The sequence below is a fragment of the Limnobaculum allomyrinae genome, assembly GCF_016649425.1.
GTDB lineage: Bacteria > Pseudomonadota > Gammaproteobacteria > Enterobacterales > Enterobacteriaceae > Limnobaculum > Limnobaculum allomyrinae.
In genome coordinates this window covers 196,575-209,550 of sequence record NZ_JADRCR010000002.1, presented here as the reverse complement: position 1 = coordinate 209,550, position 12,976 = coordinate 196,575, and the positions used below count along the sequence as shown (strand labels likewise).

At 45.7% G+C, this 12,976-nt stretch carries 9 protein-coding genes; 4 read left to right on the top strand and 5 right to left on the bottom strand.

Going from position 1 to position 12,976, the window contains the following annotated elements; genetic code table 11:
* Positions 1-3 precede the first annotated feature (3 nt).
* The 3 genes from I2494_RS05220 to I2494_RS05210 form a co-directional block, all read right to left on the bottom strand.
* Complete coding sequence (locus I2494_RS05220; protein ID WP_218466056.1) at positions 4-1,098, bottom strand: efflux RND transporter periplasmic adaptor subunit; 1,095 nt, start codon at positions 1,096-1,098, stop codon at positions 4-6.
* Positions 1,099-1,649: 551 nt separating this feature from the next.
* Positions 1,650-4,751 carry an efflux RND transporter permease subunit gene (locus tag I2494_RS05215; RefSeq protein ID WP_218466055.1) on the bottom strand — a complete coding sequence of 1,034 codons (3,102 nt, stop codon included), beginning with the start codon at positions 4,749-4,751 and terminating at the stop codon, positions 1,650-1,652.
* Between the two features lie 36 nt (positions 4,752-4,787).
* Complete coding sequence (locus I2494_RS05210; RefSeq protein ID WP_218466054.1) at positions 4,788-5,945, bottom strand: efflux RND transporter periplasmic adaptor subunit; 1,158 nt, start codon at positions 5,943-5,945, stop codon at positions 4,788-4,790.
* Between the two features lie 48 nt (positions 5,946-5,993).
* Here I2494_RS05210 and I2494_RS05205 point away from each other — a divergent pair, with 48 nt between their 5' ends.
* Both I2494_RS05205 and I2494_RS05200 read left to right on the top strand, forming a co-directional pair.
* Entirely contained in the window at positions 5,994-6,608 is a 615-nt protein-coding gene (locus I2494_RS05205) for a TetR family transcriptional regulator (protein WP_218466053.1), read from the top strand.
* A 532-nt stretch (positions 6,609-7,140) separates the two neighbouring features.
* Positions 7,141-7,764, top strand: coding sequence for a winged helix-turn-helix transcriptional regulator (locus I2494_RS05200; protein WP_218466052.1), 624 nt, complete (start codon positions 7,141-7,143; stop codon positions 7,762-7,764).
* Positions 7,765-7,898: 134 nt separating this feature from the next.
* Here the strand turns inward: I2494_RS05200 and I2494_RS05195 are convergent, their stop codons facing one another.
* Both I2494_RS05195 and dsdC read right to left on the bottom strand, forming a co-directional pair.
* Complete coding sequence (locus I2494_RS05195) at positions 7,899-8,453, bottom strand: hypothetical protein (RefSeq protein ID WP_218466051.1); 555 nt, start codon at positions 8,451-8,453, stop codon at positions 7,899-7,901.
* A gap of 191 nt (positions 8,454-8,644) precedes the next feature.
* A complete protein-coding gene (gene dsdC, locus I2494_RS05190; protein WP_218466050.1) occupies positions 8,645-9,577 on the bottom strand; it encodes a DNA-binding transcriptional regulator DsdC in 933 nt (310 codons plus the stop codon).
* 231 nt (positions 9,578-9,808) lie between these two features.
* Here dsdC and dsdX point away from each other — a divergent pair, with 231 nt between their 5' ends.
* Positions 9,809-11,146, top strand: a complete 1,338-nt coding sequence (gene dsdX / locus I2494_RS05185; RefSeq protein ID WP_218466049.1) for a D-serine transporter DsdX — start codon at positions 9,809-9,811, stop codon at positions 11,144-11,146.
* Positions 11,147-11,164: 18 nt separating this feature from the next.
* Entirely contained in the window at positions 11,165-12,496 is a 1,332-nt protein-coding gene (locus I2494_RS05180; protein WP_218466048.1) for a D-serine ammonia-lyase, read from the top strand.
* Positions 12,497-12,976 lie beyond the last annotated feature (480 nt).

Below are 12,976 nucleotides of genomic sequence, written 5' to 3'. Positions count from 1 at the left end.
TCCTTAGTCTGCCTGATGGGAGGCAATACGTACTGAATCACCCTCGGACAGGAAACTGACGCCGCTGACAACAAGAGTATCATCAGGTTGTAATCCATTAAGGATGGGTACCCAACCATTAACCTGTTGACCAGCGGTCACTTTAGTCTGCTCAATTTTATTATCGGGGCCTACACGAGACACATACGCAGCACCATCCTGCAATAACAATGCAGAGAGGGGAACCGCCAGCCCTTTGCGTTGGCTGACAGTAATGTTGCCCGAGGCAAACATGCCAGCACGAATCGATGACGAATCAGGAAGGTCAACATATACCAGACCATTACGCGTTTTTTGATCTACCGTAGGGGCAACCTGGCGTACCAGACCGGTAACGGCATCTTGCCCGTTAATGGTTATTTTTACGCGCTGTCCTGGCTGAATCTGAGCCAATTCATTTGACGGCAGCTCACCGCGCCATTCCATACGATCCTGACGGTTCAGCTTAAACAGAATATCGCCAGGGGAGACAACATGGCCCAATGTAGCCTGTCTGATCGTGATGGTACCGTCATCCGGCGCGACGATGCGGGTTTGAGAAACGCGAAACTCCGCAGAGCTCACTTTAGCCTCATGCGCCTTCACTCGCGCCTCTGCAATTTTTGCCGTAATTAAATATTGAGTAATCTGCTGGGCGCTCAGTGCCGCAGACTTTTGTAATTTACGCGCACGCTCGGCATCGGCTCTGGCCTCCTCTCGCTGTGCGATGGCCTGAACCAGCTCGGCTCTGGCCTGAGCTAATTCTGATTCCAACGTATGATTTTGCAGTTCAGCCAGCAGTTGGCCTTTCACAACCTTATCACCCACATCAACCAACACTCGGGTGATACTTAAACCACTGGCCTCAGTACTCACACTGGCTTCCTGCCAGGCAACAATATTACCGGTAGCCAGTAGTGTGTTGTCCCACTCCATCATTTTAGGGGACATGGTCGTTACCGTTAACGCCGTTTTTTCCGGGCGTAGGGTATCCGCCTGCTCCGCGAGCGCCATTTCTATTGGTGATAAAGCACATATGATGATGGCAACCATCCATGTCAAAAACCGAGAATTATCCATTTACCGTTCCATTGAGTTGTACCATTCGTACACTTTGCACTTACGGTTTAAACCTGATGATTGCTACACGAAAAATAAAACAGCCGATTTAACAAAGTAATAAATTCAGCGGTAAGTTTAAGCGCGGTTTCTTTCGCCAGAAAATTGGACTGACTTCTGGCGAAGTAACGGGAACATCATAAGCGATGATAAAAATAGTGCGCTTCTCTATTCCGGGCATAGGTTAAACCTTGACGGGTGAAATTAAGTCACAATCAATAACACCTTGCAAATACAGCTATTTTATATAATAAACCACAGAGCTAATTACCCACGGTTAATGATGCCAGCCATAGTTTTCAACTTAAAATCATCACCATGAATTACCGCCAACATAGAGTTGATCATGCTTTTTGAATCAGGTTGTTTTTTTACTCACAGAGAAAAACATTTTTTAAAACAGGGAAATGAGCGGCTTCAGGCATAAAAATGGATAAGCATCATAAATATGCAAAACGGGAGAGCTTCATGCTCTCCCGTTTATTATTACTACCGGAAATACCGTTCAGCCGCTATTTTTTCGAGAATCGACGACGAACCACCACAAAGAACACCGGTATCAGGAATATCGCTAACAGTGTTGCGGTAATCATTCCCCCCATTACGCCGGTACCTACGGCATTTTGAGCGCCGGAACCCGCACCATGACTCACAACCAGAGGTAATACCCCCAGAATAAAGGCCAGCGATGTCATCAGTATCGGTCTTAAGCGCATTCTTACCGCTTCAAGGGTAGCCTGAATAAGGTCTTTGCCCTCTTTTTCCATCAAATCCTTGGCGAATTCCACAATCAGAATGGCGTTTTTAGCCGATAAGCCAATCGTTGTCAGTAACCCTACCTGAAAATAAACATCATTATTTAATTCCCGCATAGTGGCCGCCAACAACGCACCAACAACGCCGAGTGGAACGACCAACATCACCGATATGGGTATTGACCAGCTTTCATACAGCGCCGCCAGACATAAAAAAACTATGACCAGCGATATAACATAAAGTGCGGGAGCCTGATTACCGGAAAGGCGCTCCTGATAGGACATGCCCGTCCAGTCATAACCAATACCTGAAGGGAGTTTCCCCACCAGATCTTCCATTAATGTCATGGCTTCACCGGTACTTTTACCCTCCGAGGCTTCACCCTGAATCTCCATAGAAGGCAGACCGTTATAACGCTCCAGACGCGGGGAACCATAAGTCCAGACTGATGAAGCAAAAGCAGAGAAAGGCACCATTTCGCCATTGTTGCTACGAACAAACCAATTGGTTATATCCTCTGGCAACATTCGATAAGGCGCATCGGCCTGAACGTAAACCTTCTTCACCCTTCCACGATCGACGAAATCGTTAACATAGCTGCCACCCAATGCAGTACTTATGGTCTGATTAATGTTGGAAATGGATACACCCAATGCACGAGCCTTACTTTGATTGATCTGTATTTTGTATTGTGGTGTATCTTCCAAACCGTTAGGACGAACGTTCTTCAATATATCCGGATGTTCTGCCACCATACCCAATAGCTGATTACGAGCCTGCATCAGCTTCTCATGACCAAGATTCCCCTTATCGGTTAATTCAAAGTCAAATCCTGTTGCGGTACCCAGTTCGATAATCGCCGGCAAGTTAAAAGGAATAACGATGGCATTTTTAATTTTTCGAAATTCAAGGAATGCCCGACCGATAATGGCCTGAGCACTGTTTTTCGAACCACTTCGTTCATCCCAGGACTTCAGGCTAATAAACGCCAGACCCGCGTTTTGCCCCTGCCCACTAAAGCTAAATCCATTCACGGTAAATACCGACTCAACGTTATCTTTTTCATGCGTCAGAAAGTAATCCGTTAACTGGTCAAGAACCACCTGAGTTTGGGGCTGAGTCTGACCTACCGGCAGTTGCACCATGGTCATAAAAACGCCCTGATCCTCGTCAGGAAGGAAGGAGGTTGGTAGCTTAATAAATAGCGTCACCATACCGATAAAGATAAACAGATAAATAACAATAAAGCGCCCCGACTTATTTAAAACCCGGCTAACACTGTCGGTGTAATGGTCGGCACTCTTTTCGAAGAGTTTATTGAACCAGGTGAAAAAGGCATACTCTTTATGCTTCTCATCATGGCTTTTTAATAATGTGGCGCACAACGCCGGAGTCAGTATTAAAGCAACAAATACCGATAGCACCATGGCGGAAATAATGGTGACTGAAAATTGACGGTAAATTGCCCCGGTTGAACCACTAAAGAAAGCCATCGGGAAGAATACCGCCGACAGTACCAGTGCGATACCTACCAGTGCCCCCTGAATTTGCCCCATGGATTTACGCGTTGCTTCTTTAGGCGGTAGTCCTTCTTCCTCCATCACCCGTTCGACGTTCTCTACCACGACGATGGCATCATCCACCAACAGTCCGATCGCCAGCACCATCGCGAACATGGTTAATGTATTAATCGAGTAATTAAACGCGGCCAAAACGGCAAAAGTGCCTAACAGAACGACCGGCACGGCGATAGTTGGGATCAGCGTTGCTCTGATATTCTGTAAGAAGATATACATCACCAGAAATACCAGAACAATGGCTTCAAATAGCGTTTTCACCACTTCAAAAATAGATATTTTAACGAATGGCGTCGTGTCGTAAGGGTAAACGGTTTTCATCCCTTCCGGGAAAAAAGGCTGTAGCTCGGCCAACCGTGATTTTACTGCGGCGGCGGTATCCAGCGCATTGGCACCGGTCGCCAGCTTAATCCCTAACCCGGTAGCTGACTTACCGTTAATCTTCGCCAGCGTGTTGTAGTTTTCACTGCCCAGCTCAATTCTGGCGACATCTTTTAATAAGACTTGTGAGCCATCGGAATTCACTTTTATCAGAATTTGTGAAAACTCATCCGGCGAGGTAAGACGGGTTTGCGCAATAATGGAAACGTTGAGCTTTTGATTGTCCACCAACGGTGTACCGCCGAGTTGACCAGCGGCAATCTGCGCATTTTGTTCTTTTAGTGCATTAACAATATCAACGGGTGTTAACTGATATTTGTTTAATTTGTTGGGATCCAACCAGATACGCATCGCGTATTGCGCGCCAAACAGCTGTACATTCCCCACGCCACTGGTACGGCTGAGTTCATCTTTGATATTTGATGAAACATAGTCAGACAGATCGGCATCCGTTAAGTCAGCATTTTCAGAAACAAAACCGGCAACCAACAAATAACTGCTGCTGGACTTCTCTACGCTAATACCCTGCTGCTGAACCTCCTGCGGCAGTAACGGCATGGCACCCTGTAGCTTATTCTGTACCTGAACCTGAGCAATATCCGGGTCAGTTTCAGAGCTAAACGTTAATGTAATGGTCACTCCACCCGCTGAATCACTGGTTGAGGACATATACATCAGGTTATCTACCCCGTTCATATTTTGTTCGATAACCTGAGTGACAGAATCCTGTACGGTTTGAGCATCCGCACCGGGATAGGTGGCTGATACAGCAATAGCAGGAGGCGCAACCGTTGGGTATTGCGCAATAGGAAGTTTAAGAACCGCCAGTGCCCCACCCAGAATTACGATAATTGCCAGAACCCAGGCAAATATTGGCCGTTCAATAAAGAAATTAGACATATTTATTTTGCCTTAATCATAATGATGAAATCCGTCTCACTTAGCCTGACTGTGGAGAGGGCGTTCTGTGGCCGATACCGTCATGCCTGGCCTGATTTTCTGAAGATTACTCACCACGACTTTGTCACCCTCTTTTAATCCGGCAGAAATCAACCACTGGCTCCCAATGGCCCTGCTTGCATTAACGGGTCTAATTTCAAGTTTGTTGGCTCCATCAACGATCATCACCGTGGCCATGCCTTTTGGATCGCGCATCACGCCCTCCTGTGGAACCAAAATGGCACTCTTAAGCGTGCCTTCATTGATGATGGCGCGGGTATACATACCGGGTAATAGCTCGTATTTAGGATTAGGGAATAGCGCCCTTATGGTGATAGAGCCGGTATCTTTATCTACGGTGATATCGGAAAACTCGAGCCGGCCTTTTAAGCTATATTGGCTGCCATCGTCCATCAGCAAACTCACCTCTCCGTTCTGCTGCGGGCTTTGCATTTCACCATTTGATATGGCGCGCTTTAAACTCAGGTAGCTATCGCTGGACTGGGTAACATCAACATAGATTGGATCAAGCTGCTGTACGGTAACCATGGCATCTTGCTGATTGGTGGTCAGAAGTGCCCCTTCCGTTACCGATGATTTACCAGCCCGCCCGCTAATAGGAGAGATAACTTTGGTATAGTTCAGTTTAATGTTGGCAGTGTCGACGGCTGCACGTGAGACCTGCACTTGTGCATCAGCCTGGCTCGCCGTCGCCACGGCGCTGTCGTAATCTTGCTGGCTGACATAATGATTTTTTTTCAGAGGGGTATAGCGTTTCACGGTTAAGCGCGCCAGCTCCGCTGCCGCTAATGATTTAGCCAAATCTGCTTTTGACTGTTCAAGCTCTGCCTGATAAGTCGCCGGATCGATCTGATAGAGTGAATCCCCGGCTTTAACATCATTGCCTTCGGAAAAATAGCGATGAAGTAAAATTCCACCAACCTGAGGACGAACTTCCGCGGTACGATAAGCGGAAATACGACCAGGCAGTTCAGTCGTAACCGGAAGGATGATTCCTTTTACCGTAACAACATCAACGGATAATATTGTCGGTGCCGTACTGGTATTTTTTTCATCATTACAACCGGTAATGGCAAAGACAATAGTTAATCCAATAATACACTGGAATAAAGCAGATTTATTTTGACTTTTCATTATATCCTCAAAGAAAACATCTTAACTAAAATATATTCAGCAAGTCTTATGGCCAGAAAAACAAAAACAGAAGCATTAGTTACTCGACAAAATATCCTTAATGCCGCACTGGAAATATTTTCCAGCAAAGGGTTCACATCAACTTCTCTTTCAGATATTTCCACATTAGCAAATGTAACCAGGGGGGCGATTTATTGGCATTTCGAAAATAAAGACGACATATTGCATGAAATTTTCTGCGACTTTGAGATGATGAAATCTGAACATATAAAACCTTTTCATATAATGCTAAACACAAATCCGTTTATTGCACTAAAAGATGCCCTGATTAAAACGTTAGATATTATTTATCATGATAAAAAACAGGCTATGATTATGTCGTTAATATTTTCCGACCGGGAACTGGCATACAGAAATGACTCCATAAAGAACATTCGCAAAAACATTCTGTTTAATGATGGTGACATTGAGTCCGCACTCATTAAGTGTAAGGAATCAGGGGTTTACCAAGAAAATTTTGACATACAAAAAAATGCGACCATGATCAGAATATTTGTAATTGGTATCATTGAGTATTGGTTGGCAGAACCGGATAAATTCAATCTATCTAAAGACGGCGAGAAAGCTGTCCTACGGTTTCTGGAAACGGCGCCAATAATATAATAAATAATCTTTACAGCATGCATTTATGCTTCCCTGATTATACAAAAATCCCAAGCCATTCCATCATCCACAATCTTGATAATATACAGTAACAAATAAAAAAGTAACGGTGTAAAATTACACTAATACATCAGACCATTGTCTAATAAACAATAATAGAAACTATTATTTAACAGTAAATTCTAATTTCATGATTAAATTAAAAGGGGTTAACAATTAGCTATCATTAAAAAGTCTGAAATTAGACAAAATAGAATTTGAAATAACAAAAATAAAATATAATAATCCACAATTCACTGAGAGAGCTAAAACAACACTTTCTCGCCGATTAAATCCGTTTATTTTAAATACCATCATTTAATATATTACTCACCTCATTATTTTCTTGGAAATTAATATCCTGCAAAGATATTAAGCATGGTTAAAGAATCTATAACAGGATGTTTATAGGTACTTAATGCCTGCAGGGAAATACCTAATAAGAAAAAATGATTAATACAAAAAATTAAACATACTCGAATGGAGAACGAGAATGGATTTGCCATTAAGCAGTATAAAAAAACCAATAGATGCCATTCAAATACTAATCGATAAATTATCCCCTTATGCTCATCAAGAAATCAGCCCATCGCATAAAAAATTTTACTGTACCGATCAATGCTATCTGGTTCAGGATGGTTATGTGCAGCTACACAGAATACAGGATGAGATGATCATGTATTCATCAAGTGCACCTACTATTTTAGGGTTAAGCAGCAATCTTATTCCGGGAGCAGAGGATTTTTTCTTCACGACCAAAACCACGACAACTATTGCCATTCTTACTACGAGCAAAGCAACTCAAATCATTGAAAGCGAAAATCTGTGGGAATATTTATCTATTTTTCAGGCCTATATCATACGCCGTATGCATGAATACCATGGAAGGACAACCGCACTCAGTGCGTATGAAATCACCCGTAACCAGTTAATTAATCTTATGCATGAGCCAGACGAAGTCAGGAATAATATTACGGCCGTCCAATATATTCAGGACCATACCAGGCTGTCTCGTAGTGGCGTGATGAAAATGTTATCTCAATTGAAAAAGGGTAATTATATTGAGCTAAATAAAGGTCTTCTGATTAAAATCAACAAAATGCCATTAGGTTATTGATTTTATAGAACATGACTTCTGTTAAGCCACAATAAAAAAGGAAGGAAAATTATTTAGGACAAATAATTTTCCTTCCTGAATATATCCGTAACAACTGGTTTAGCTGGTGGTTGTGGGGTATCTGAAATTAGTTTTTATTTATTGATTTCAGACAGTTTGCCATTTTCGCTTATCTCATAAACTCGCTGTTCGCTCCAGACTACAGGCTTCTCATGTTCGATATCTGATATGCCACGTTTAATCGTCAGGCGATACCCTTTATCAATGCTGAAATTAATTACCCCTGTGTCATCCGGGCCGGAAAAACCAATCAGCTGTTGGTCGATCAGCTTATGGTCTTTTATGGTCATTAATCTGAAGCTGTTAACCACAATAGAGCGCGCGGCTATCAGAATTTGTACCTCGCCTCGGGCGGGTAGAAAGAGGTAACCGTCGTCTTCGCCACCGTCCAGATTATAGATGTTTTTCTGGTTTTGTTGATTGATTAACTGCTGTAGCGGCTCGGGGAGCTGGGATAACTGATGCATCGGGTAGCGAGAATCGCAATCAGTGTCACAGGTGTAGATGTCCATAAACTGGAGGGGAAGCTGGGTGGTTTTTAGGTTATTTGAGGCGGAGATGGCCGGAGCTGAGAGTAAAAGCCAGGTGGTGGACAGTATTATGGCGAAGAGGCGGTGTGTGTTTTTCATTTGGTCATTTAAGATCCCGTAATGCAAGACTATCTTATTTAACCATTTTGCGAAGCTTCTTCAAAATTTCAATTAAACACCTCAGCTCCCCTTCACCCTATTGGCCAAAAACTACACGATTATACCGTTCCTTCACTAGCCACCATTTCGCCGGTAGTCAAAAAATTCGCTTTAAACAAAATGTCATGCCCTCACACCACCGCCTTTAACCAGCCAATAAACGCATCAATTTTCGGATCCCGCCGTTCCGGCAACGTTGCAATGTAATAGCGCTGTTCACACATCACTTCCATCTCAGGAAACGGGGTTACTAACTCGTTATTGGCCAGTCGTTTATTCACCAGCTTCTTCCTGCCCATTGCCACACCCGCATGGTTAATCGCCGCAATAATCGCTAAATCGGAACGATCGAACCCCATACTGTGGCGATCGGCTTCTAATGTGAGGTTAAAGTGCCGGGCCCAGGAACTCCATTCATCGGTATCTGAATCATAACTCCATGCCTGCCGGTCGTGCAGCAGCGTGCAGTGCTTCAGATTATGGATATTTCCCTGCAACTGATGCTGTCGGGCATATTCCGGGCTGCATACCGGCACCATTGACTCATCCATCAGATGCTGACAGGCCAGTTTTTCCGGCGTTATATCATCAAAATAGATCGCCAGATCGATACCATAACCGCGAAAATTCACATTCTCATTACCGGTAAGAATATTCAGACTGATGGAAGGATACTGGCGGCCAAAATCCGCCAGCTTAGGCACCAGCCAGCACTGAGCGATGGAGGGACGAGAATAAACCGTCAGATTACCCGACAGCTCCTGATTTTTAATCTCCAGAATCTCCTGATTCAGATACTCCAGCGATGACTTCAGCGCCCAGTAAACCCGCTGCCCTTCTGGCGTCAGCTCAATCTTACGGTGAAAACGCTGAAACAGCTTAATGCCCAGCTCCTCCTCCAACCCATTAATCCGATGACTAACGGCGCTGGGGCTGAGGCTGAGTTCATCCGCCGCCATGGCAAAAGAGCTGTGACGTGCTGCCGCCTCAAACGTGTGAAGTTTTGATAACTGATAACTGTTCAGCAGTCGATTTCTGGCAAGGTAGCTGTCTTCGGTATACATAAGTCTCAAACCTGATGGTAAAGCGTTTAATAAGTATACCGAAGAGCATCGTCTGACAGGCTTTTAGCATGAATTTATGTGATTCAAAGCGCAAACAGCGATGGTTTTTTGATAAATGTCACTCATTTGATTCAATCTGGTTCATCTAAGACGCCGTTTTTATCGTTTGTCAGGAAACGCCGGTTCTTATCCAATACAAACGGGATTTATTATTATAAAACGAGGTCGGATATGGACTCACATCTCTGGGTTATCGGTACTTTACTGACAAGTATCATTTTGATTGTTTTTACCATTGTTAAATTGAAGATTCATCCGTTCCTGGCGCTGTTATTGGCAAGTTTCTATGTCGGTGCGCTAATGGGAATGAACCCGCTGGAAATGGTTAACGCCATTGAAGGCGGTATCGGCGGCACGCTGGGCTTTCTGGCGGCAGTCATTGGTCTGGGAACCATTCTGGGTAAGATGATGGAGATATCCGGTGCGGCAGAACGCATTGGTATCACCCTGCAACGGTGCCGCTGGCTCTCACCTGATGTCATCATGGTGCTGGTGGGTCTGGTTTGTGGTATCACGCTGTTTGTGGAAGTCGGTGTGGTATTACTTATTCCTCTGGCGTTCTCGATTGCTAAAAAAACCAATACCTCTTTATTAAAACTGGCTATTCCTCTGTGTACCGCACTGATGGCGGTTCACTGTATTGTTCCGCCCCATCCGGCAGCGCTGTACGTTACCAATAAACTGGGTGCCGATATTGGCTCGGTGATTGTGTACGGTCTGATTGTTGGTCTGTTCGCTTCGTTAATCGGCGGCCCGCTGTTCCTGAAGTTTCTGGGTAACCGCCTACCGTTTAAACCGGTTCCGGCTGAGTTTTCTGATATCGAAGTGCGTAAAGAGGAAGATTTACCATCGCTGGGGGCCACGTTATTTACCGTTCTGCTGCCTATCGCACTGATGCTGATCAAAACCGCCGCAGAACTGAACATGACCAAAGGCACTACGTTGTATACCGTGCTGGAGTTTGTCGGTAACCCCATTACCGCCATGTTTATTGCGGCGTTCGTGGCCTATTACATTCTGGGCATTAAACGCAACATGGGCATGAGCACCCTGCTGGTGAAAACCGAAGAGTGCTTTGGCTCCATTGCTAACATCCTGCTGATCATCGGTGCCGGCGGTGCATTTAACGGTATTTTGAAAGGAAGCGGCCTGAGCGATACGCTGGCCATTATTCTGTCGAATCTGGATATGCATCCAATTCTGCTGGCCTGGCTGGTTGCCATCATCCTGCACGCGGCGGTAGGCTCCGCCACCGTCGCCATGATGGGCGCAACGGCGATTGTTTCTCCATTGCTGCCAATGTATCCGGATATCAGCCCTGAAATCATTACGTTGGCTATCGGTTCGGGTGCTATCGGCTGTACCATTGTTACCGATTCTCTGTTCTGGTTGGTGAAACAGTACTGCGGAGCAACCCTGAACGAAACCTTCAAGTATTACACCACAGCAACCTTTATCGCCTCGCTGATTGCTCTGGCTGGCACCTTCCTCCTTTCTTACGTGGTTTAATTGAAAAAGAGATACATTATGAAAAGCACAGAGATTCAACAATTAATCAACGACTTCCCTCTGGTTAAACGCCTGATTGATCTGGAGGAAGTGAGCTGGTTTAACCCGCGTGCCACCACGCTGAAACAAGGCCTGCCATACGTAGGGCTGAATACCAGCGACGTACAGCAAGCCGAAGCCCGACTGAAGCGTTTTGCCCCTTATTTATGCAAAGCCTTCCCGGAAACTCAGGTGACTAACGGTATTATTGAATCAGACGTCGTGGCGATCCCTGACATGCAGAAAACCCTGAATCAGCGCTATGGCGTTGAGGTCACAGGAAGAATGCTGCTGAAAAAAGACAGTCATTTACCGATTTCCGGCTCGATTAAAGCACGCGGTGGTATTTATGAAGTGCTGACCCACGCCGAGAAGCTGGCAATGCAGGCAGGATTACTGCAAGAGAGCGACGACTACAGCAAACTGTTCTCCGAAGAGTTTAAGCAATTCTTCAGCCAGTACAGCATTGCGGTTGGTTCAACGGGTAATCTCGGTATGTCTATCGGCATCATGAGTGCCAAACTGGGCTTTAGCGTCAGCGTCCATATGTCTGCCGATGCCCGCGAGTGGAAGAAACAGAAGCTGCGTTCCCACGGCGTAAACGTGGTGGAATACGAACAGGATTACGGTGTTGCGGTAGAGCAAGGTCGTAAAGAGGCAGAATCCGATCCTAACTGCTTCTTTATTGATGATGAAAACTCTCAAACTCTGTTCCTTGGTTATTCCGTGGCAGGAGGCCGATTAAAAGCCCAGTTTGAGCAGATGAATGTGGTCGTCGATGAAAATCATCCACTATTTGTCTATCTGCCTTGCGGCGTGGGCGGCGGCCCCGGCGGCGTAGCCTTCGGTCTGAAACTGGCGTTTGGCGATAACGTCCACTGTATTTTTGCTGAACCCACCCACTCCCCTTGTATGCTGTTAGGGGTGCATACCGGTTTGCACGATGGCATTTCAGTTCAGGATCTCGGTATTGATAATGTCACCGCCGCCGACGGTCTGGCAGTAGGTAGAGCCTCCGGTTTTGTTGGCCGGGCAATGGAACGCCTGCTGGATGGTTATTACACCTTAAGCGATCAGGAAATGTATGACCTGTTAGGCTTAATGAATCGCGACGAAGGCATCCAACTGGAACCTTCTGCACTGGCAGGTATGCCGGGCCCGTCCCGCGTCACCGCTGATAAAGCCTATCTGGAAAGTAAACAACTGACCGCTGAAAAAATGCGTAACGCCACCCATCTGGTATGGGCAACCGGCGGCGGCATGGTACCGGAAGTCGAAATGGCAAAATATCTGGCGACGGCCAGGATATAAGCGGTAAGTTAACGTTGTAAGCTAAAAAAGACGCCAAATGGCGTCTTTTTTAGCTGCGGATAAACCCGATAAATCAGCAACTATGCCTGTTCCGGCCGTAAAAATAATATTGCTTATATCACCTTCGTGTTCGGCCGGAAGACCATCTGTATCTGGCGTCAATGCGTATCGGATCGAACCAGCCCTTGACCTTAAAGCCCTTGACCTTAATCCCTTAACCTTCAGGAGCACTGGAATTCAGCTGACGACTGAGAGAGGCCAGCACGACCAACATGGATGTTGGTCGAGGCACTGCTTCGCCGGGAGCGAATCAGTGCCGGTGCGTAAAGGCCGAACGAAGGAGGAAGGAAGTCGCACAGCGACCTGAATTCGTGTGCGAAGGCGCGGGGGTGCAGGGGGCGTTCGCCCCAACGCCCCCTGCTCGGCCGCCGCACGACAGCCAAGTAAAACACTGTACTATTTGCGGACGAAATTTACTCA